Origin of the sequence: Actinacidiphila glaucinigra, from assembly GCF_900188405.1 — a bacterium.
Lineage (GTDB): Bacteria > Actinomycetota > Actinomycetes > Streptomycetales > Streptomycetaceae > Actinacidiphila > Actinacidiphila glaucinigra.
This window is the reverse complement of sequence record NZ_FZOF01000003.1, coordinates 449,474-469,939: the sequence shown is the minus strand read 5'-3', so window position 1 is coordinate 469,939 and position 20,466 is coordinate 449,474. Positions and strand designations below refer to the sequence as shown.

The following is a 20,466-nucleotide window of genomic DNA, read 5'->3' as shown; positions in this document are numbered from 1 at the left end:
TTCGTTGGTGAGCTGCGCAAGGCGGTCAATGTTTTGCGAAATCTGCGCGAGATATTGCGGACATCTGTTTGTGGTGCTTGAGTGTGCGACGCCCCCGCTGCGTGTGGTCGGGGGCTTCCACGCTCATGCCCGAAGGGGACCACCGATGAGAAGCTCCTGGTTCCGCCCCGCCCGCCGTGCCACCGCGGCCACGCTCGTCTCCGCGCTGGCCCTGGCCGCCCTGACCGCCTGCGGTACCAGCAGCAGCGCGGACAACGACAACAACGCGGGCGGCGGTTCGTCCGACCCCACCGCCCCGCTGGACCCCAAGGCCAAGGTCACGCTGACCATCGACTGCATGCCGCCGGCCGCGAAGAAGGCGGAGCTCAAGGAGTGGAAGGAGGACGTCGCCACCTTCAACAAGAAGTACCCGAACGTGACGATCGACGGTAAGTCGACGCCCGGTCAGTGCGAGGAGCCGGCCCGGTTCACGGCCGCGCTGAAGGCCAAGTCGCAACCGGACGTGTTCTACACGTACTTCACCGACCTGCAGCAGGTGCTCGACAACGACGGCGCCGCGGACATCAGCGCGTACGTCACCGACAAGACCGTCCCGGCGCTCGCGGACATCGACTCCAACGTGCTCGACGTGCTGAAGAAGGACGGCAAGCTGTACGGCCTGCCGACCAGCAACTACCGCATGGGCCTGCTCATCAACCGCAAGCTCTTCACCCAGGCCGGCCTCGACCCCAACAAGCCCCCGGCCGACTGGGCCGAGGTGCGCACCGCGGCGAAGGCCATCGCGGGCCTGGGCAAGGGCATATCGGGCTACGGCGAGTACAGCGCGCAGAACACCGGCGGCTGGCACTACACCGCGACGATGTACGGCCTCGGCGGCGACGTCGTGTCCGCCGACGGCACCAAGGCGGCCTTCAACACCGACCTCGGCAAGGAGATCGTGCAGAACCTGCACGATATGCGTTGGACCGACAACAGCATGGGCCAGACCCAGCTGCTGAAGTGGGGCGACCTGCAGAAGCAGATGGCCGCCGACAAGCTCGGCATGTTCCTGGCCGCACCCGACGACATCACGTACATGGTCCAGCAGCTCGGCGCCGACTACGCCAACTTCGGCATGGGCCCGATCCCCGGCGGCAAGGCCACCCTCTTCGGCGGCAACGACTACATGATCAAGAAGGGCAGCTCGCCCGACAAGATCAAGGCCGCCATCGCCTGGCTGAACCTCAAGACCCTCACCCCCGGCAAGGGCCAGTTCGACTACGCCCGCAGCAAGGCGGACGGCCTCCCCGTCGGTCTGCCCCAGCCGGCCTTCTTCACCGGTGCCAGCAAGACCGAGGACGACCAGCTGAAGGCCGCCAGCGCCACCATGCCGGTCGAGAACTTCCGCGCCTTCATGGACAACCCGGTTCCCGGCAAGGCCGAGCCGGCGAAGGCCCAGGAGATCTACAAGGTCCTGGACAACGTGATGTCCGGCGTCCTGACCAACAAGAACGCGGACGCCGCCAAGCTGCTGTCCACCGCGGAGACCCAGGTCAACCAGGTCCTCGCCAACCAGTAGCCCAGGCCCCCTCGGCACCCGGCACCCAGGAGCGACGATGTCGGCCCCCAGCGCCCCCACCCTGCCCGCCAGCACTCCCGCGAAGAGCCGGTCGCGCCGTACGGTGCGCCGCCCCGCCCCGGACGGCCGCCGTCCGGGGCGGGCCGGCCGCGCCCTGCGCCGCAACCTCACCGCGCACGCGTTCCTGATCGGCGCCGTGCTGTGCTTCGCGTTCTTCTCGTGGTACCCGATGGTGCGGGAGTTCCTGCTGGCCTTCCAGAAGACCGAGAGCGGGCAGACCACCTGGGTCGGCTGGTCCAACCTGAACTACGTCTTCCACGACCCCGCGTTCTGGCAGGCCTGGCGCAACACCCTGCTCTTCACCGGCCTGGCCCTGCTGCTCGGCTTCGCGGTGCCCTTCTTCGTGGCATTGCTGCTCAACGAGATGCGGCACACCCGGGGTTATCTGCGGCTGCTGGTGTACCTGCCGGTCATGCTGCCGCCGGTGGCCTCGGTGCTGATCTTCAAGAACCTCTACAACCCCGAGTACGGCCTGTTCAACCGCATCCTGGAGACGCTGCACCTGCCGACCCAGCAGTGGCTGCAGTCCACCGACACCGCCATGCTCTCGGTGGTCATCGCCTCCACCTGGATGAACATGGGCGGTGCCACCCTGATCTACCTGGCCGCCCTCCAGGGCATCCCCGGCGAGCTGTACGAGGCCGCCGAACTCGACGGCGCCGGACTGCTGCGCAAGATCTGGCATGTGACGGTCCCGCAGACCCGGCTCATCCTGTCGCTGATGCTGCTGATGCAGATCATCGCCACGATGCAGGTCTTCACCGAACCCTTCCTGCTGACCGGCGGCTCCGGCCCGGAGGGGTCCACGACCACCGTCGTCTACCTGATCTACCAGTACGCCTTCAGCTTCAACAACTACGGCGGTGCCGCGGCGCTCGGCCTGGTGCTGCTCGTACTGCTGGCGGTCTTCTCCGCCGGATACGTGCGGCTCAGCCGCGCCGCGGACGAGTAGGACGGGACACACCGATGAGCAGCACGAGAACGCTGATATCGCCGACGCAGCTGGCGAGCCGGCGCGGCCGGATCCTCTACCGGACCGTCCTCACCCTGGTGGTCACCACCTTCACGCTGGTCTTCCTCGGCCCGCTGTACTGGATGGCCTCCAACGGCCTCAAGAGCACCGAGGAGTTCGCGCGGATCCCGCCCACCACCTTCCCGCAGGCCCTGCACCCGGAGAACTACACGAGCGCCTGGGAGGTGATGGATCTGTCCCACCTTCTGCTCAACACCCTCTGGTACGCCTTCGGGGCGCTCGCCTTCCAGCTGGTCCTCGATGTCGCCGCCGCCTACTCGCTGTCCAAGCTGCGCCCGGTGTTCGGCAAGGCGATCCTCGGGATGATGCTGGCCACGTTGATGATCCCGGCGACGGTCCTGGTCGTACCGCAGTACCTGACCGTCCTGGACGTGCCGATCTTCCAGCGCAACCTGCTCAACTCGCCCTGGGTGATCTGGCTCCCCTCGGTCACCAACGCCTTCAACATCTTCCTGCTCAAGCGGTTCTTCGACTCGGTGCCGCAGGAGCTGCTCGACGCCTCCGCGATCGACGGGGCCTCGCAGATGCGGACCCTGTGGTCGGTGGTCCTGCCGATCTCCCGGCCGATCCTCGGAGTGGTCTCCATCTTCGCGGTGGTCGGGGTCTGGAAGGACTTCCTCTGGCCGATGCTCACCCTGAACGACCCGACCAAGCAGACCCTCAACGTCGGCATCTACTCGCTCGCCAGCGGGGTGCCGGAGAACTGGCTGCTCGCGGCCATCGCGATGGCCTCGGTGCCCACCCTGCTGATCTTCCTGATCTTCCAGCGCAACATCATGAGCGGCCTCACCGCCGGCGGCCTGAAGGGCTGAGGCCCGGCCCCGACGGCCTCCGGCCGCACCCGTCCAGTACCACGCCGCCCGCCACGGGGCGGGCGGCGCGGTCCCAGCTGCCCGAAAGGACCAGTCACGTGGCAGACACCCACCCGGCCGAGGCCACCGACGCGTGGTGGCGCGGCGCCGCCATCTACCAGGTGTACGCACGCAGCTTCGCCGACGGAGACGCGGACGGCACCGGCGACCTCGCCGGGGTGCGGTCCAGACTGCCGTACCTGGCCGCGCTGGGCGTGGACGCGCTCTGGTTCAGCCCCTGGTACCCCTCGCCGATGGCCGACGGCGGCTACGACGTCGCCGACTACCGCGCCATCGACCCGGCGTTCGGCACCCTGGCTGACGCCGAGAAACTGATCGCCGAAGCGCGCGCCCTGGGCATCCGCACCATCGTCGACATCGTCCCCAACCACGTCTCCGACCGGCACGTGTGGTTCCGGGCGGCCCTCGACGCTGGGCCGGGCAGCGCCGAGCGCAAGCTGTTCCACTTCCGCACCGGCCGCGGCGAGGACGGCGAACTGCCGCCCAACGGCTGGCGCTCCCAGTTCGGCGGTTCCGCCTGGACCCGGCTCCCGGACGGCGACTGGTACCTGCACCTGTTCGCCCCGGAGCAGCCCGACCTCAACTGGTCCCACCCCGCCGTGCGGCAGGAGCACGAGGACGTGCTGCGCTTCTGGTTCGACCGCGGCGTGGCGGGGGTGCGCATCGACTCCGCCGCCATGGTCGCCAAGGACCCGGACCTGCCCGACTTCGTGGAGGGCACCGACCCGCACCCCTACATCGACCGCGACGAGCTGCACGACATCTACCGCTCGTGGCGGACCGTCGCCGACCCCTACGACGGTGTGCTGATCGGGGAGGTGTGGCTGCCGGACACCGAGCGCTTCGCCCGCTACCTGCGTCCCGACGAGCTGCACACCGCCTTCAACTTCGACTTCCTGGCCTGCCCCTGGGAACCGGAGCGGCTGCGCGCCTCCATCGACGGGACCCTTGCCGCGCACGCCCCGGTCGGCGCGCCGGCCACCTGGGTGCTGGCCAACCACGACGTCACCCGGACCGTCACCCGCTACGGGCGCCGGGACACCGGCTTCGCCTTCGCCGCCAAGGCCCACGGCATCCCCACGGACCTGGAGCTCGGCACCCGGCGCGCCCGCGCCGCCGCCCTGCTGACCCTGGCCCTGCCCGGTTCGGTCTACCTCTTCCAGGGCGAGGAGCTGGGGCTGCCCGAGGTCGAGGACATCCCGGCAGAACTGCTGCAGGACCCGATGTACTTCCGCTCCGGCGGCACCGACCCGGGCCGCGACGGCTGCCGGGTGCCGCTGCCCTGGTCGGGTGAGGCACCGCCGTACGGCTTCGGGGGCGATCACCCCTGGCTGCCGCAGCCGGCGGACTGGGCGCGCTACACCGCCGAGGCGCAGGAGACGGACCCCGGCTCCATGCTGAGCCTGTACCGGACGGCGCTGGAGCTCCGCCGTGCCGAACCCGGCCTCGGCGAGGGCCCGATGGACTGGCTCGACGGTCCCGGGGACGTGCTCGCCTTCCGCCGTGCGGGCGGCTTCGCCTGCGTGCTCAACCTGTCCGCGGACGCCGTCGCGCTCCCCGCGCACCGGCGGCTCCTGCTGGCCAGCGGCCCGCTCGCCGAGGACGGCCGACTGCCCCGGGACACCTGTGTCTGGCTGCGCCTGGACGACCCGGCCTGATCCGGCGGGACGGGGGCGTACGCGCCCTGACACCGCGTACGCCGAGGGGCGCGGCACCCGCACCGGGTGCCGCGCCCCTCATCGCTGTGGGCCCGCCGGTCACACCGGTCCGGCGACCACCGAGACCCGCTTGGTGAGGGCCACGCCCGAGCCGTCCCGGCGCGGGTCCTTCGGCGGGAGGTCGGCCGGCGCACCCGTCGAGGTGGCGGCACGTGCGGGGGTGCCACCGGCCCAGGCGAGCAGCAGCATGTCCTCCCCCTTCAGGAAGCGCTGGCAGCGCACACCGCCGGTCGCCCGCCCCTTGCGCGGGTACTGGTCGAACGGCGTGAGCTTGGCCGTGCCCTCCTCGGCCCCGGCGAGCGTCTCCCGGGTCCCGGCGAGGGTGAACACCACGGCGTCGGCCGACGGGTCGACCGCGGTGAAGGAGATCACCTTCGCGCCGTCCGTCAGCTTGACGCCCGCCATACCGCCCGCCGGGCGGCCCTGCGGGCGCACCTGGCCCGCCGGGTAGCGCAGCAACTGGGCGTCGTCGGTGATGAAGACCAGGTCCTCCTCACCGGTGCGCAGCTCGACGGCGCCGACGATGCGGTCGCCCTCCTTGAGCGCGATGACCTCCAGGTCGTCCTTGTTCGCCGGGTAGTCCGGCACGACGCGCTTGACCACGCCCTGCTCGGTGCCGAGCGCCAGGCCCGGGGAGGACTCGTCGAGCGTGGTCAGGCAGAGCACCTGCTCGTCCGGCTCCAGCGTCAGGAACTCCGCGAGCGGCGCCCCGCCCGCCAGGTTCGGCGCGCCGGAGGCCTCCGGCAGGATCGGCAGGTCGATGACCGCGACCCGCAGCAGGCGCCCGGTGGAGGTGACCAGGCCGACGTCGGCCCGCGCCGTCGTCGGGACCGCCGAGACGATCACGTCGTGCTTGACCCGCTTGCCGTCGCCCGGGGTCAGGGCCTCGCCGTTCGCCGTACGGGCCAGCAGCCCGGTCGAGGAGATCAGCACGCGGCACGGGTCGTCGGCGACCTCCAGCGGCACGGCCGCGACGGGCGTCATGCCCGGCTCCATCAGCAGGGTGCGGCGCTCGGTGGCGTACTTCTTGGCGACCACCGCCAGCTCGGCGCTGACCAGCTTGCGCAGCTCGGCGTCGGACTCCAGGATCTGCGTCAGCTCCTCGATCTCCTCGGTCAGCCGGTCCCGCTCGGACTCCAGTTCCATCCGGTCGAAGCGGGTCAGCCGGCGCAGCGGGGTGTCGAGGATGTACTGGGTCTGGATCTCCGACAGCGTGAAGCGCTCGATGAGCCGCTCCTTGGCCTGGGCGGCGTTGTCGCTGGAGCGGATGATCGAGATGACCTCGTCGATGTCGACCAGGGCGACCAGCAGGCCCTCCACCAGGTGGAGACGGTCCCGGCGCTTGCCGCGGCGGAACTCGCTGCGCCGCCGGACGACCTCGAAACGGTGGTCGAGGTAGACCTCCAGCAGCTCCTTCAGGCCCAGCGTGAGCGGCTGGCCGTCGACCAGCGCCACGTTGTTGATGCCGAAGGACTCCTCCATGGGGGTCAGCTTGTAGAGCTGCTCCAGGACGGCCTCGGGGTGGAAGCCGTTCTTCACCTCGATGACCAGCCGCAGCCCGTGCTCGCGGTCGGTCAGGTCCTTGACGTCCGCGATGCCCTGCAGCTTCTTCGAGCCGACCAGGTCCTTGATCTTGGAGATGACCTTCTCCGGGCCGACCGTGAACGGCAGCTCGGTCACCACCAGGCCCTTGCGGCGGGCCGTCACGTCCTCCACGGACACCGTGGCGCGGATCTTGAACGTGCCCCGGCCGGTCTCGTACGCGTCCCGGACGCCGTCCATGCCCACGATCCGGCCGCCGGTCGGCAGGTCCGGGCCGGGGACGTGGCGCATCAGCGTCTCGAGGTCCGCGTTCGGGTACCGGATCAGGTGGCGGGCGGCGGAGATGACCTCGCCGAGGTTGTGCGGCGGCATATTGGTGGCCATGCCGACCGCGATGCCGGAGGCGCCGTTGACCAGCAGGTTCGGGTAGGCGGCCGGCAGGGCCACCGGCTCCCGCTCCTGGCCGTCGTAGTTCGGCGTGAAGTCGACGGTGTCCTCGTCGATCGACTCGACCATCAGCGCGGCGGCGGGAGTGGTGCGGCACTCCGTGTAACGCATCGCGGCCGGAGGGTCGTCGTTGCCGAGCGAACCGAAGTTGCCGTGGCCGTCGACCAGCGGCACACGCATCGAGAACGGCTGGGCCATGCGCACCAGCGCGTCGTAGATCGAGGCGTCGCCGTGCGGGTGGAGCTTGCCCATCACCTCGCCGACGACGCGGGCGCACTTCACGAAGCCGCGCTCGGGGCGCAGCCCCATCTCGTTCATCTGGTACACGATCCGGCGGTGCACCGGCTTGAGCCCGTCGCGGGCGTCCGGGAGCGCGCGCGAGTAGATGACCGAGTAGGCGTACTCGAGGAAGGACCCCTGCATCTCGTCGACGACGTCGATGTCGAGGATGCGCTCCTCGAAATCGTCCGGCGGCGGGGTCTTCGTGGTGCGGCGGGCCATCAGGGCGCTGCTCCTTCGGCTGGACCTCATCGGATAAGGACACGGGACTGACGCGGACCATTGTGGACCGCCCCACCGACAGTCCGGACCACCCCCCCGGCTCATACGTGGCGGTGACGGGAACTTCGCGGGCCGTTTGTCCGCTGCCTAGAGTGGCAGGTCTCAGCACAAAACAACGAGTACGCGACCGGAAGGACAGCTTGCCCATGGGTCACACGGCCACGCCGGAGGCAGAATCCGGCGGCCTCACCGCGACCGAGCACCGCCTGGCGAACGGCCTGCGCGTCGTGCTCTCCGAGGACCACCTCACCCCGGTCGCCGCGGTCTGCCTCTGGTACGACGTCGGTTCCCGCCACGAGGTGAAGGGCCGTACCGGACTCGCCCACCTCTTCGAGCACTTGATGTTCCAGGGTTCCGCGAACGTCACGGGCAACGGCCACTTCGAACTGGTCCAGTCCGCCGGCGGTTCCCTCAACGGCACCACCAGCTTCGAGCGCACCAACTACTTCGAGACCATGCCGACCCACCAGTTGGAGCTCGCGCTCTGGCTCGAGGCCGACCGCATGGGCAGTCTGCTGTCCGCGCTGGATCTGCAGAGCCTGGACAACCAGCGCGACGTGGTCAAGAACGAGCGCCGCCAGCGGTACGACAACGTCCCCTACGGCACCGCCTTCGAGCGCCTGACGGCGATGGCGTACCCGGACGGGCACCCGTACCACCACACCCCCATCGGCTCGATGGCGGACCTGGACGCCGCCTCCCTGGAGGACGCCCGGGCCTTCTTCCGGACGTACTACGCGCCGAACAACGCCGTCCTCGCGGTCGTCGGCGACATCGACCCGGAACAGACCCTGGCCTGGATCGAGAAGTACTTCGGGACCATCCCGGCCCACGACGGCAAGCCGGCGCCCCGTGACGGATCACTCCCCGGGGTGATGGGCGGGCAGCTGCGCGAGGTCGTCGAGGAGGACGTCCCCTCGCGCGCGCTGATGGCCGCCTACCGGCTGCCGCACGACGGCACCCGCGAGGCCGACGCCGCGGACCTGGCGCTGACCGTGCTCGGCGGCGGGGAGTCCTCGCGGCTGCACAACCGCCTGGTGCGCCGGGACCGCAGCGCCGTCGCGGCCGGCTTCGGCCTGCTGCGGCTGGCCGGGGCGCCGTCGCTCGGCTGGCTCGACGTGAAGACGTCCAGCGGCGTCGAGGTGCCCGCCGTCGAGGCGGCCGTCGACGAGGAGCTGGCCCGCTTCGCCGAGGAGGGCCCGACCCCGGAGGAGATGGAGCGGGCCCAGGCCCAGCTCGAGCGCGAGTGGCTGGACCGGCTCGCCACCGTCGGCGGCCGCGCCGACGAACTGTGCCGGTACGCCGTGCTGTTCGGCGACCCGCAGCTGGCCCTGACCGCCGTCAAGCGCATCCTGGACATCACCGCCGACGAGGTGCGCGCCGTCGCGGCGGCCACCCTGCGGCCCGACAACCGCGCGGCACTGGTCTACGAGCCCACGTCCTCGCCGGCCCCGGCCGGCGAGGACTCCGACGAGGACGAGGAGGGCGCGGACCAGTGACCGACGTCCACACCACCATGACGTTCCACCCCCAGCCGCGGCCGGGGCAGCCCAAGCCCTGGGACTTCCCGGCCCCCGAGCGGTCCACGCTGCCCAACGGGCTGACGGTGCTGCGCAGCCGGCGGCCCGGGCAGAAGGTCGTCGCGGTCGAGGTGCTGCTCGCGGCGCCGCTCGACGCCGAGCCCGACGGGCTGGACGGCCTCGCCACGATGATGGCGCGGGCCCTGTCCGAGGGCACCGACAAGCACAGTGCCGAGGAGTTCGCCGCCGAGCTGGAGCGTTGCGGGGCCACCCTCGACGCCCACGCCGACCACGCCGGCGTCCGGGTCTCCCTGGAGGTCCCGGTCTCCCGGCTCGACAAGGGCCTCGGCCTGCTCGCCGACGCGCTGCGCGCCCCGGCGTTCCCGGACGGCGAGGTCGAGCGGCTGGTGCGCAACCGCCTCGACGAGATCCCGCACGAGCTGGCCAACCCCGCGCGGCGTGCCGCCATGGCGCTGTCCAAGGAGCTCTTCGCCGCCGACCTGCGCTGCTCCCGGCCGCGCCAGGGCACCGAGGAGACGGTCGCGCGCATCGACGCGGCCGCCGTCCGCGCCTTCTACGACACGCACGTACGGCCGTCCACCTCGACGGTCGTCGTGGTCGGCGACCTCGCCGGGATCGACCTGGACGCGCTGCTGGAGAGCACGCTGGGGGAGTGGAGCGGCAAGCCCGCCGAGCGCCGCCCGCTGCCCGCGATCACCGCGGACGACACCGGACGCGTCGTGATCGTCGACCGGCCCGGGTCCGTCCAGACCCAGGTGCTCATCGGCCGTGCCGGCGCGGACCGCCACGACCCCGTCTGGGCCGCCCAGGTGCTCGGCACGTACTGCCTCGGCGGCACGCTGACCTCGCGCCTGGACCGCGTCCTGCGCGAGGAGAAGGGCTACACGTACGGCGTGCGGGCCTTCGGGCAGGTGCTGCTCTCCACTCCGGAGGGCACCGGCGTCTCCCTGCTCGGCATCAGCGGGTCCGTGGCGACCGACGTCACCGCGCCCGCGCTGGCCGACACCTGGCAGGTGCTGCGCACCCTGGCGGCGGAGGGGCTCACCGACGAGGAGCGCGACGCCGCCGTGCAGAACCTCGTGGGCGTCGCCCCGCTTCGCTACGAGACGGCCTCGGCGGTGGCCGGGACCTTCGCCGACCAGGTCGAGCAGTCCCTGCCGGACGACTTCCAGGCCCGGCTCTACGAGCGGCTGGCCGCCACCGGCACGGTCGAGGCGACGGCCGCGGCCGTCAACGCCTTCCCCCTGGACCGGCTCGTGGTCGTCCTCGTCGGCGACGCCTCCGTCATCGCGGACCCGATCCGCGAGCTGGGCATCGGCCCGGTCGAGGTCGTCACGGGCGGCTGACCGGCACCGCCCACCGCCCACCGTGGCCCCGGGTGCCCTCGCGGCGCCCGGGGCCGCGGCGCGCCTGTGCCCTCCCGCAGGGGCGCGCACCGCCGGGGAGCTGCGGTGTTGCGGACGGTTGCGACCGGTTGGCGGCGGGTGTGGCATCCCGCACATATTGCCGGATTTTTTTGGATCCGGGAGCAACGCACGGTTAGCGTCCTCGGGTTGCCCGGCGGAATCAGCCGCCACCCGCGGCACCGGAGCAACGATCGCCGAGTCCCCGTCGGGCGTGAGCCTGGGGAGCCGGGGACCCACCTGAGATGTCCCTGGGGTGAATCGGGCGGCGTGCCGCTGCCCGTAGGAGACCTTCCTGCTCCGAACCCGTCAGCTAACCCGGTAGGCGAGAAGGAAGGAAAGGATCTCCGCCTGCCCATGCGGTCGTTCTCCATACGCTCCACCCTGGCCGGCGCCGCCGCGCTGACCACCGTCACCACCGGCGCGTTCGTCGTGCCCGCCGCGGCCGCCGACGCCCGGACCGAGGGTTCCGCCTTCGCCCGCTGCGCCGCCGTCGCCGGGGACCTGGCCACGCACCTCGCCGACCAGGCGTCGGCCCAGCACCGGGCCGCCGTCGTCGCCCGGAAGCAGCACGCCGCCCACGTCGCGCGGGCCGAGCGTGCCGCCCGTGAGCGCGCCGCCAAGGAGGCCGCGGCCAAGGCCGCCAAGGCCGCCAAGGCCAAGGCGGCCCGGGAGAGCGCCACCGCGCACGCGTCGCGCAGTGCCGCGGCCGGCCGCGCCGCGCTCGGCGGCTGGGTCGTGCCCGTCGCCGGCTCCATCGGCACGCCCTACCGCGCGACCAGCGGCCTGTGGTCCTCCGGCTACCACACCGGTGTGGACTTCGTGGCCTCCACCGGCACCCCGGTGCACGCCGCCGGTGCCGGCACCGTCGTCGAGGCGGGCTGGGGCGGCTCGTACGGCAACAACATCGTGATCCGCCACGCGGACGGCATGTACACCCAGTACGGCCACCTGTCCTCCCTGGGCGTGTCCGTGGGCCAGACCGTCTCCGCGGGTCAGCAGATCGGCCTGTCGGGCGCCACCGGCAACGTGACCGGGCCGCATCTGCACTTCGAGGCCCGTACGACCCCGTCCTACGGAAGCGACGTGGACCCGCTGGGGTACCTGCGCTCCAAGGGCGTCCGCATCTGAGCCCGTATCCGAGCCATTTCCCTCCCCCCCCACACGAAGGCCCCGGTTCCCCCGCCGGGGCCTTCGGCATGCCGGCGCTTCCCGGCCGCGGGTGTGTCCAAAAATGCTCCATGAATTCAGGGCGGCCGTCGGAATCGGCGCCGTGCTGGAATAGAGTCGCGCCAGAAACGCCGGCTCCTCCGTTACGCGGGGATGAAAGGGGGCGGTCGGCGCGCACCGAAAGGAACCTGCGATGTGGGGTCGGACGTGAACGGGGCCGGCGGCGCGGGCCGGCGGATTTCGGCCCGGGCGGTGTGCGCGGCGATCCGCGACGACATCGTCAGCGGGTTCTTCGCGCCGGGGAGCCGGCTGACCGAGGAGCAGCTGGCCAAGCGCTACGGGGTGTCGCGGGTCCCGGTGCGCGAGGCGCTGCGCACCCTGGAGTCCGAGGGCTTCGTGCGGACCCGCCGGCACGCCGGGGCGTCCGTCGCGGAGCCCACCGAGCAGGAGGCCGCCGACCTGCTGGACATCCGGGCCCTGCTGGAGCCGCTGGGCGCCGCGCGGGCGGCGCAGCGGCGTACCGAGGCCCATGTGAAGGTGCTGCGCGGACTCGTCCGGCTGGGCCAGGAGCGTTCCCTGCGGCGCCAGTTGTCGGACCTGCCGGCGCTGGACGGCTGGTTCCACGAGACGCTGGCCCAGGCCTCCGGCAGTCCGACCCTGGTGGCACAGCTGACCCAGCTGCGGCACAAGATCGCCTGGGTGTACGCGGTGGACACCCCGGGGCGCGCCGTGGAGTCCTGGGAGGAGCACGGCGCGGTCGTGGACGCGGTGGCGCGCGGTGACGCGGAGCGGGCGCGGCAGCTGATGGCGGCCCATGTGGAGCGGGCGACGGCGGTGCACCGGCTGCGCCGGCCGCAGAGCACGGGGCGCGGCGCCGCGGCGCGGTGAGGAAACGGAAACACGCCGTACACAATTCGAGCGGCCGGGTGCAACAAAAGAGCCGTATACAAAGTGGGGAATTGTGCGTGGAGATATTTCCGCGCCGCATCGCGCTGCGCGACGCCCGGAAATGGTGCGGAAATGGGGAAGGGGCGGGCCCGCGAAATCCGGCCGGATTTCGCGGGCCCGCCCCTATTGCCGTAGGGCGGCTGCGCGCGGCGTCAGACGGTCTCGGGGAGCTCGTCCAGCCCCTCGGAGACGAGCTTGGCCAGGCTGTCCAGAGCGGCGTCCGCACCGTCGGCGTCGGAGGCGAGCACGACCTCCTCGCCGCCGGCCACACCCAGGCTCAGCACGGCGAGCATCGAGGCGGCGTTGACGGGGGCGCCGTCCGCCTTGGCGATGGTGACGGGGACGCCCAAGGCGGTGGCGGCGCGGACGAAGATCGAAGCGGGACGTGCGTGCAGGCCCTCGGCCCAGCCGATGGTGACGCGGCGCTCAGCCATGGTGTTGCCCTTCGGGTCGTTCCTAAAGAGGTCTAGACCAGTCTGCCATGCCTCGGACACCGGTCCGTCACCACATCGTCGCACCGGTCCCGCGGCGGCCGGCTGCCCGTACGCTGGGGCCATGACGACGCCGTCCGACGCAGAGCGCGACTACCCGGTCCACTGGGAGGCGGACGTGGTCCTGCGCGACGGGGGGATCGCGCACGTCCGGCCCATCGCGCCGGACGACGCGGGACGGCTGGTGAGCTTCTACGAGAAGGTCTCCGACGAGTCCAAGTACTACCGCTTCTTCGCGCCCTACCCCCGGCTCTCCGACCGGGACGTGCACCGCTTCACCCACCACGACCACCGCGACCGCGTCGGCCTGGCGGCCCTGGTCGGCGGCGAGTTCATCGCGACCGTGCGCTACGACCGCACCGACGACGGCGAGGCCGAGGTCGCCTTCCTCGTCCAGGACGCGCACCAGGGCCGCGGCGTGGCCTCCGCCCTGATGGAGCACATCGCCGCCGTGGCGCAGGAGCGGGGCATCCGCCGCTTCATCGCCGAGGTGCTGCCCGCCAACCGCAAGATGATCAAGGTCTTCACCGACGCGGGCTACACCCAGCAGCGCAGCTTCACCGACGGCGTCGTGCGGCTCGAGTTCGACCTGGAGCCCACCGAGCAGTCCCTCGCCGTCATGCGCGCCCGCGAGCAGCGCGCCGAGGCCCGCTCCGTGCAGCGGCTGCTCGCCCCCGCCTCGGTGGCCGTCATCGGCGCCGGCCGCCGGCCCGGCGGCGTCGGCCGCGGGGTGCTCCGGAACATCGTCGCGGGCGGCTACACCGGCCGCGTCCACGCCGTGAACCGCTCCTTCCCCGAGGACCTGCGCACCCTCGAACCCGAGGGCGTCCCCGCCCACCGCTCCGTCGCCGAGATCCCCGACACCGTCGACCTCGCCGTGATCGCCGTGCCCGCCGACGACGTCGCCGAGGCCGTCGACGCATGCGGCCGGCACGGCGTCCTCGGCCTGCTGGTGATCTCCTCCGGGTACGCCGAGTCCGGCGCCGAGGGCCGCCGCAGGCAGCGCGCCCTGGTACGTCAGGCCCTCACGTACGGCATGCGCGTCATCGGCCCCAACGCGTTCGGCATCCTCAACTCCGCGGACGACGTCCGGCTCAACGCCTCCCTGTCTCCCGAGACCCCGGACGCCGGACGGCTCGGGCTGTTCACCCAGTCCGGAGCCATCGGCATCGCCCTGCTGTCCGGACTGCGGCGGCGCGGCGCCGGGCTGTCGTCCTTCGTCTCCGCGGGCAACCGGGCGGACGTCTCGGGCAACGACATCCTGCAATTCTGGTACGACGACCCGGCCACCGACGTCGCCCTGCTCTACCTCGAAACCCTCGGGAACCCGCGGAAGTTCTACCGCCTGGCCCGGCGCACCGCCGCCGTCAAGCCGGTCGTCGCGGTCAAGGGCGCCCGGCACTCGGCGGCCGCCCCGCCCGGGCACGCGGTCCCCCCTGTCCGCATCCCCGACAGCACCGTCTCCGCCCTGCTGCAGCAGGCCGGCGTCATCCGCACCGACACCGTCACCGAGCTCCTCGACACCGGACTGCTGCTGTCGTGCCGGCCGCTGCCCGCGGGACCGCGCGTCGCGATCCTCGGCAACTCCGAGTCCCTCGGGCTGCTCACCTACGACGCCTGCCTGACCGCGGGGCTGGAACCCGGCCTCCCGCTCGACCTCACCACCGCCGCAGGCCCGGAGGACTTCCGGGCCGCCCTCACCGCGGCCCTCGCCGACCCGGCCCACGACGCCGTCGTGGTCACGGCCATCCCGCGCGTCGGCTCGGAACTCGCCGAGGCCCCCGCGAGCAGCGACGACCCCGCACTGGCCGAAGCCCTCCACGCCGCCGCGGACGAGGCCGGATCCGGCAAGCCCGTCGTGGTCGTCCACACCGCCCTGGAGGCCATGGCCACCCGCCTCGCGGCCGTCCGCGTCCCCGCCTACGGCGCCGCCGATCGCGCCGTGAAGGCACTGGCCCGCGCCGCCGCCTACGCCCGGTGGCGCAGGGACGCCCAGGTGCCGGGCAGGGTGCCGGAATTCGACGACGTCGACGAGGCGGGCGCCTGCCAGGACGTCACCCGGCTGCTCGACCAGGCGGGGGAGCCCGCCGTCGTCACCCAGGGCGTCACCCTCGACGACCCGGCGGCCGCCGACCTGCTGGCCCGCTACGGCATCACGGTGCGGCCCGCGCTGCCCGCCCCCGGGATCGACGCGGCCCTGGAGGCCGCCCGCCGGCTCGGCTACCCGGTCGCCCTCAAGACCACCGCACCGCACCTGCGGCACCGCGCCGACCTCGGCGGCGTACGCCTGGACATCGCCGACCCCGACGACCTCAGCCGCGCCTTCGGGGAGCTGACCGCCCGGCTGGGCAAGCCCGAGGAGCTGCACCTGGTCGTGCAGGCCATGGCACCGCGCGGGGTCGACACGGTCGTACGCGCCACCGTCGACCCGGCCGCCGGCGCCGTGCTCTCCTTCGGCATCGCCGGCGCCCCCTCCGAACTGCTCGACGACATGGCGCACCGGCTGGTCCCGGCAACCGACCGGGACGTCGCCCAGCTGGTCCGCTCCATCAAGGCGGCCCCGCTGCTGTTCGGCTGGCGCGGCGCGGAGCCGGTGGACACCGGCGCCCTGGAGGCGCTGCTGCTGCGGGTGTCACTGCTGGTCGACGACCTGCCCGAGGTGGTCTGCGTCGACCTCGAACCGGTGGTGGTGGCCCCCGCCGGCCTCACCGTGCTCGGCGCCTCCGTACGCCTCGCGCGGCCCCCGGCCCGCACGGACCTCGGGCCTCGGGCACTGTCGTCCTTCTGAACACATGCTCCGCACTAGGATGGTCGCCATGGCGAAGACCGGTACGACGACCCAGGGGCTGCGCGCGGCGATCGAGCGCAGCGGCTACTACCCCGCCCTCGTGGCAGAGGCCGTGGAGGCCTCCGTCGGTGGGGAGCCGGTCGCTTCGTACCTGGTCCACCAGGAGACCACCTTCGACGCCAACGAGGTCCGCCGGCACGTCACCGTCCTGGTCCTGACGGGCACCCGCTTCATCGTCAGCCACACCGACGAGCAGAGCGCCGACGACACCTCCCCGAGCCCCTACGCCACCACCTCCACCGAGTCCGTCAAGCTCGAGCGGATCTCGTCGGTCGTGATGAGCCGGGTCGTCGCCAACCCCGAGTCGTACACCCCGGGCACCCTGCCCCGCGAGGTCGTGCTGACCATCGGCTGGGGCGCGGTCAGCCGCATCGACCTGGAGCCCGCCGCCTGCGGCGACCCCAACTGCGACGCCGACCACGGCTACACCGGCTCCTCCAGCGCCGACGACCTCAGCCTGCGGGTCAGCGAGGCGGGCGACGGCCCCGAGACCGTCCGCCAGGCCCTCGCCTTCGCGCAGGCGCTCTCCGAGGCGACAGCGGGCGCGGCCTCCTGATGGTCCATCCCGCCCCGTCCTACGAACCGCTCGACCCGTACGCCGCGCCCGCCCCCCGCTACGGCACCGGCGCGCTGAGCGACCTGCTGCCCGCGGTCGCCGCGGGGCTCGGCATCGCCGGCGTCCCGCCGACGGCGCTCGACCTGGCGCCGGCCGACCGGGTCTGCGTGTTCCTCGTCGACGGCATGGGCTGGGAGCTGATCCGCCGGCACCCTGACGAGGCGCCGTTCCTCACCTCCCTGATGGCCGGCCCGGCCACCGGCGGCGGCCGGCCGATCACCGCGGGCTTCCCCTCCACCACCGCGACCTCGCTCGCCTCGGTCGGCACCGGGCTGCCGCCCGGCGCGCACGGCCTGGCCGGCTACACCGTGCTGAACCCGGACACCGGCGAGCTGATGAACCAGCTGCGCTGGCAGCCGTGGACCTCCCCGACCGACTGGCAGCCGCATCCCACCGTCTTCCGGCTCGCCCAGGAGGCCGGGATCGAGACCTGCCAGGTCACCTCGCCCACCTTCCAGCACACCCCGCTGACCAAGATCGCCCTCAGCGGCGGCACCTTCCTCGGGCGGCTCACCGGCGAGGAGCGCATGGACCTCACCGCCGAGCGGCTCGCCGCGTCCGACCGCGCGCTGGTCTACACGTACTACAGCGAGCTGGACTCCATGGGCCACCGGCACGGTGTCGACTCCGACGCCTGGCGCGGCCAGCTGATGATGGCCGACCGGCTCGCCCAGCGGCTCGCCGAACAGCTCCCGCCGCGCAGCGCGCTCTACGTCACCGCCGACCACGGCATGATCGACATCCCCTTCGACCCGGAGTCCCGGATCGACTTCGACGAGGACTGGGAGCTGCGTGCCGGCGTCGCGGTCCTCGGCGGCGAGGCCCGGGCCCGCCACGTCTACGCCGTGCCCGGCGCCGCGGCCGACGTCTACGCGGTGTGGAGCGAGGTGCTCGGTGAGCAGATGTGGGTCGCCTCCCGCGAAGAGGCGATCACCGCGGGCTGGTTCGGCCCCGTCGTGGAGGACCGGGTGCGCGGCCGCATCGGCGACGTCGTCGCCGTCGCCCGGGACGACATCGCGATCGTCGCCACGCGCACCGAGCCGGGGGAGTCCACCATGGTCGGCCTGCACGGCTCGATGACCCCGGTGGAGCAGCTGGTGCCGCTGCTCGAAGTCCGCACCTGACGCACCGCGCCCACCCCCACCGCACCGCCCTCCGCCCCGACCCGCCCCGAAAGGCCGCCGCCTCCTCATGCCTGAGCTCGTGTTCTTCTCCGGAACGATGGACTGCGGGAAGAGCACCCTCGCCCTGCAGATCGAGCACAACCGCTCGGCACGCGGCCTGGAGGGCCTGATCTTCACCCGCAACGACCGGGCGGGCGAGGGCGTCCTGTCCTCCCGGCTCGGCCTGGAGACCAAGGCCGTCGAGGCCGCCGACGACTTCGACTTCTACGGCTACCTCGTCACACACCTGTCGGGCGGCGCCCGCGCCGACTACGTCATCGTCGACGAGGCCCAGTTCTTCACCCCCGACCAGATCGACCAGCTCGCGCGCATCGTCGACGACCTGCGGCTGGACGTCTTCGCCTTCGGGATCACCACCGACTTCCGCACCAGGCTCTTCCCCGGCTCCCGGCGGCTGGTGGAGATGGCCGACCGGATAGAGGTGCTCCAGGTCGAGGCCCTGTGCTGGTGCGGTGCCCGGGCCACGCACAACGCCCGTACGGTGGACGGGAAGATGGTCGTCGAGGGCGAGCAGGTCGTCGTCGGCGACGTCAACCGCCCCGGCACGGCGACCGGCTACGAGGTGCTCTGCCGCCGCCACCACATCCGGCGGATGACCGCGGCCGCGGCCCGTGCGGCGGCCATCTCGCCGGACGTCCTGCCGGTCGACTAGCCGCTGCTACTGCGTGCCGCCGGCCGGCTGTGGCCGGGAGTGGATCACGGTGAAGACGGCGCCCTCGGGGTCCGCCACGGTCGCCAGCCGGCCGTACTCGGACTCGCGCGGCGTGCGGATGACGCTGCCGCCGAGCTCCAGCACCTGGCGGGCGGCGGCGTCGGTGTCGGAGACCTCGAAGTACGTCATCCAGTGCGCCCCGCGGTCGCGCGGCAGGGCCCGGCCGACGCCGTGGATGCCGCCCACGGGGCGGCCGGCGAGGTGGAGCGTGACGTAGTCGATGTCGGTGGAGACGACCGCGTCGGCCTCCAGCCCGAAGACCGCCGAGTAGAACGTGCCGACCAGCGAGGTGTCGCGGGTGATCAGCTCGTTCCACACCGGCGTGCCCGGCTCGCCGCGGACCTCGGTCCCGCGGTGGTGCCGGGCCTGCCACACCCCGAACACCGCGCCCATCGGGTCCGAGGCCACGGCCAGCCGTCCCGCGTCGTCCGCGTCCAGCGGGCCGACGCCCACCGTGCCGCCGCAGATCCGGATCAGCTCGGCGGTCTTGTCGGCGTCGTCGGCGGCGAAGTAGGTCGTCCAGGCGATCGGCGGGTGCCGGTCCCCGGGCAGCTCGCCGATGCCCGCCACGCTCTTCCCGCCCAGCGTGGCACGTACGTACGGGCCCAGAGAATGCGGACCGGGGTGGAACTCCCAGCCGAACAGTTGGCTGTAGAACTCCTGCGTGGCCTCGACGCTGTGAGCCAGCAGGCTGACCCAGCACGGGGTGCCGTGCGGGTGGCGGTTCCCTACCTCGGTCATCAATTCTCTCCAGGGGAGCAGCGCTCGGGCTTGCAGGGGAAGTGCCACAGCGATGCTCGCACCACCGGGTGTGCCGTGGACCGGGGGCCGCGCCGCAGGTTTTCCGCGCGGGGTGACCACAATGGGCTTATGCATCCTGTCATTACCGTAACCGAATTGGCCGCATTGCCGAAGAGCGTCCCCGCAGGCGCCGCACTTCTGGACGTGCGCTGGCAACTGGGCGGTCCGCCCGGCCGTCCCGCCTACGAGGCCGGCCACCTGCCCGGCGCGCACTACGTCGACCTGGACACCGAACTCGCCGGGCCGCCCGGGGCGGAAGGCCGCCATCCCCTCCCGGACCTCGCGGTGTTCACCGCCGCGATGCGCCGCGCGGGCGTCGGACCTGACCGCGAAGTGGTGGTCTACGACGGCGGTCTCGGCTGGGGCGCGGCGCGCGCGTGGTGGCTGCTGCGGTGGGCCGGGCACGAGCGGGTCCGCGTCCTGGACGGCGGGCTGGCCGCGTGGACGGCGGCCGGGCTGCCCCTGGCCACGGACGTCCCCGCCGACGAGGAGGGCGAGTTCACCGCCGCTCCGGGCGCGCTCGGCGTGCTCACCGCCGACGAGGCGGCGGCGCTGGCCCGCCGCGGTGTCCTCCTGGACGCCCGCGCGGCGGAGCGCTACCGGGGCGACACCGAGCCCATCGACCCGGTCGCCGGTCACATCCCCGGCGCGGTCAACGCCCCGACCACGGAGAACGTCGTCCCGGAGACCGGCCTCCTCCTCGCCGCCGACGCACTGGCGGAGCGCTTCGGCAAGGCCGGCGCCACGCCCGGGACCGAGGTCGGCGTCTACTGCGGCTCCGGCGTCTCAGGCGCCCACGAGGTGCTGGCACTGGCGGTCGCCGGCATCCCCGCGGCGCTCTACGTCGGCTCCTGGAGCGAGTGGTCCGCGGCGGGCCGTGACGTGGCGACCGGGCCGCAACCGGGCTGACGCGGCGCAGGCTCCCGCGGTCGGGGGCCACGCGAGGGCCGCGCGAGGACCG

General features: G+C 72.6%; 16 protein-coding genes and 1 riboswitch. Of the genes, 13 read left to right on the top strand and 3 right to left on the bottom strand.

Going from position 1 to position 20,466, the window contains the following annotated elements:
- The first annotated feature begins 145 nt into the window (after positions 1 to 145).
- The 4 genes from CHF15_RS08770 (at position 146) to CHF15_RS08755 (ending at position 5,181) form a co-directional block, all read left to right on the top strand.
- A complete protein-coding gene (locus CHF15_RS08770) occupies positions 146 to 1,558 on the top strand; it encodes an extracellular solute-binding protein (protein WP_089223070.1) in 1,413 nt (470 codons plus the stop codon).
- A 37-nt stretch (positions 1,559 to 1,595) separates the two neighbouring features.
- Positions 1,596 to 2,570: a carbohydrate ABC transporter permease gene (locus tag CHF15_RS08765; protein ID WP_089223069.1), complete on the top strand. Its 975-nt coding sequence runs from the start codon at positions 1,596 to 1,598 to the stop codon at positions 2,568 to 2,570.
- A gap of 14 nt (positions 2,571 to 2,584) precedes the next feature.
- Complete coding sequence (locus CHF15_RS08760; protein WP_089223068.1) at positions 2,585 to 3,463, top strand: carbohydrate ABC transporter permease; 879 nt, start codon at positions 2,585 to 2,587, stop codon at positions 3,461 to 3,463.
- Between the two features lie 98 nt (positions 3,464 to 3,561).
- Positions 3,562 to 5,181, top strand: coding sequence for a glycoside hydrolase family 13 protein (locus tag CHF15_RS08755; RefSeq protein ID WP_089223067.1), 1,620 nt, complete (start codon positions 3,562 to 3,564; stop codon positions 5,179 to 5,181).
- A 99-nt stretch (positions 5,182 to 5,280) separates the two neighbouring features.
- Here CHF15_RS08755 and CHF15_RS08750 read toward each other — a convergent pair whose 3' ends face one another.
- The gene (locus tag CHF15_RS08750; protein WP_089223066.1) at positions 5,281 to 7,731 is read right to left on the bottom strand and encodes a DNA gyrase/topoisomerase IV subunit A; all 2,451 of its coding nucleotides are present in this window, start codon (positions 7,729 to 7,731) and stop codon (positions 5,281 to 5,283) included.
- Between the two features lie 206 nt (positions 7,732 to 7,937).
- Here CHF15_RS08750 and CHF15_RS08745 point away from each other — a divergent pair, with 206 nt between their 5' ends.
- From CHF15_RS08745 to CHF15_RS08730, 4 genes are all read left to right on the top strand, one after another.
- Positions 7,938 to 9,290 carry a M16 family metallopeptidase gene (locus tag CHF15_RS08745; protein ID WP_089223065.1) on the top strand — a complete coding sequence of 451 codons (1,353 nt, stop codon included), beginning with the start codon at positions 7,938 to 7,940 and terminating at the stop codon, positions 9,288 to 9,290.
- Between the two features lie 17 nt (positions 9,291 to 9,307).
- Complete coding sequence (locus CHF15_RS08740; protein WP_089223136.1) at positions 9,308 to 10,678, top strand: M16 family metallopeptidase; 1,371 nt, start codon at positions 9,308 to 9,310, stop codon at positions 10,676 to 10,678.
- 242 nt (positions 10,679 to 10,920) lie between these two features.
- Positions 10,921 to 11,077: riboswitch (cyclic di-AMP (ydaO/yuaA leader) on the top strand.
- 15 nt (positions 11,078 to 11,092) lie between these two features.
- Positions 11,093 to 11,866, top strand: a complete 774-nt coding sequence (locus CHF15_RS08735) for a M23 family metallopeptidase (RefSeq protein WP_089223064.1) — start codon at positions 11,093 to 11,095, stop codon at positions 11,864 to 11,866.
- A gap of 234 nt (positions 11,867 to 12,100) precedes the next feature.
- Positions 12,101 to 12,793, top strand: coding sequence for a GntR family transcriptional regulator (locus tag CHF15_RS08730; RefSeq protein WP_089223063.1), 693 nt, complete (start codon positions 12,101 to 12,103; stop codon positions 12,791 to 12,793).
- Positions 12,794 to 13,005: 212 nt separating this feature from the next.
- On the opposite strand, the gene CHF15_RS08725 is transcribed toward CHF15_RS08730, so the two are convergent.
- Complete coding sequence (locus CHF15_RS08725) at positions 13,006 to 13,287, bottom strand: HPr family phosphocarrier protein (RefSeq protein ID WP_018561863.1); 282 nt, start codon at positions 13,285 to 13,287, stop codon at positions 13,006 to 13,008.
- A gap of 121 nt (positions 13,288 to 13,408) precedes the next feature.
- Here CHF15_RS08725 and CHF15_RS08720 point away from each other — a divergent pair, with 121 nt between their 5' ends.
- From CHF15_RS08720 to CHF15_RS08705, 4 genes are all read left to right on the top strand, one after another.
- Positions 13,409 to 16,132 (top strand): bifunctional acetate--CoA ligase family protein/GNAT family N-acetyltransferase, encoded by a 2,724-nt coding sequence (locus CHF15_RS08720; protein WP_089223062.1) that lies wholly within the window; start codon positions 13,409 to 13,411, stop codon positions 16,130 to 16,132.
- 28 nt (positions 16,133 to 16,160) lie between these two features.
- On the top strand, positions 16,161 to 16,748 hold the full coding sequence (locus CHF15_RS08715) for a DUF5998 family protein (protein ID WP_089223061.1): 588 nt from the start codon (positions 16,161 to 16,163) through the stop codon (positions 16,746 to 16,748).
- The gene (locus tag CHF15_RS08710; RefSeq protein WP_089223060.1) at positions 16,748 to 17,932 is read left to right on the top strand and encodes an alkaline phosphatase family protein; all 1,185 of its coding nucleotides are present in this window, start codon (positions 16,748 to 16,750) and stop codon (positions 17,930 to 17,932) included. Before CHF15_RS08715 ends, CHF15_RS08710 begins: the two co-directional genes overlap by 1 nt.
- A gap of 67 nt (positions 17,933 to 17,999) precedes the next feature.
- Positions 18,000 to 18,644: a thymidine kinase gene (locus CHF15_RS08705; protein WP_089223059.1), complete on the top strand. Its 645-nt coding sequence runs from the start codon at positions 18,000 to 18,002 to the stop codon at positions 18,642 to 18,644.
- A 6-nt stretch (positions 18,645 to 18,650) separates the two neighbouring features.
- Here CHF15_RS08705 and CHF15_RS08700 read toward each other — a convergent pair whose 3' ends face one another.
- On the bottom strand, positions 18,651 to 19,445 hold the full coding sequence (locus CHF15_RS08700) for a VOC family protein (protein WP_089223058.1): 795 nt from the start codon (positions 19,443 to 19,445) through the stop codon (positions 18,651 to 18,653).
- Positions 19,446 to 19,574: 129 nt separating this feature from the next.
- On the opposite strand from CHF15_RS08700, the gene CHF15_RS08695 reads away from it, so the two are divergent.
- Complete coding sequence (locus CHF15_RS08695; RefSeq protein ID WP_089223057.1) at positions 19,575 to 20,414, top strand: sulfurtransferase; 840 nt, start codon at positions 19,575 to 19,577, stop codon at positions 20,412 to 20,414.
- Positions 20,415 to 20,466: the final 52 nt, after the last annotated feature.

What these genes read in the sequence shown, in the direction of transcription:
- CHF15_RS08715 (WP_089223061.1), top strand. Translation starts at nt 16,161, where the DNA reads ATGGCGAAGACCGGTACGACGACCCAGGGGCTGCGCGCGGCGATCGAG.
- CHF15_RS08745 (WP_089223065.1), top strand. Translation starts at nt 7,938, where the DNA reads ATGGGTCACACGGCCACGCCGGAGGCAGAATCCGGCGGCCTCACCGCG.
- CHF15_RS08750 (WP_089223066.1), bottom strand. Translation starts at nt 7,731, where the DNA reads ATGGCCCGCCGCACCACGAAGACCCCGCCGCCGGACGATTTCGAGGAG.
- CHF15_RS08720 (WP_089223062.1), top strand. Translation starts at nt 13,409, where the DNA reads ATGACGACGCCGTCCGACGCAGAGCGCGACTACCCGGTCCACTGGGAG.
- CHF15_RS08700 (WP_089223058.1), bottom strand. Translation starts at nt 19,445, where the DNA reads ATGACCGAGGTAGGGAACCGCCACCCGCACGGCACCCCGTGCTGGGTC.
- CHF15_RS08770 (WP_089223070.1), top strand. Translation starts at nt 146, where the DNA reads ATGAGAAGCTCCTGGTTCCGCCCCGCCCGCCGTGCCACCGCGGCCACG.
- CHF15_RS08695 (WP_089223057.1), top strand. Translation starts at nt 19,575, where the DNA reads ATGCATCCTGTCATTACCGTAACCGAATTGGCCGCATTGCCGAAGAGC.
- CHF15_RS08765 (WP_089223069.1), top strand. Translation starts at nt 1,596, where the DNA reads ATGTCGGCCCCCAGCGCCCCCACCCTGCCCGCCAGCACTCCCGCGAAG.
- CHF15_RS08705 (WP_089223059.1), top strand. Translation starts at nt 18,000, where the DNA reads ATGCCTGAGCTCGTGTTCTTCTCCGGAACGATGGACTGCGGGAAGAGC.
- CHF15_RS08740 (WP_089223136.1), top strand. Translation starts at nt 9,308, where the DNA reads ATGACGTTCCACCCCCAGCCGCGGCCGGGGCAGCCCAAGCCCTGGGAC.
- CHF15_RS08735 (WP_089223064.1), top strand. Translation starts at nt 11,093, where the DNA reads ATGCGGTCGTTCTCCATACGCTCCACCCTGGCCGGCGCCGCCGCGCTG.
- CHF15_RS08725 (WP_018561863.1), bottom strand. Translation starts at nt 13,287, where the DNA reads ATGGCTGAGCGCCGCGTCACCATCGGCTGGGCCGAGGGCCTGCACGCA.
- CHF15_RS08760 (WP_089223068.1), top strand. Translation starts at nt 2,585, where the DNA reads ATGAGCAGCACGAGAACGCTGATATCGCCGACGCAGCTGGCGAGCCGG.
- CHF15_RS08710 (WP_089223060.1), top strand. Translation starts at nt 16,748, where the DNA reads ATGGTCCATCCCGCCCCGTCCTACGAACCGCTCGACCCGTACGCCGCG.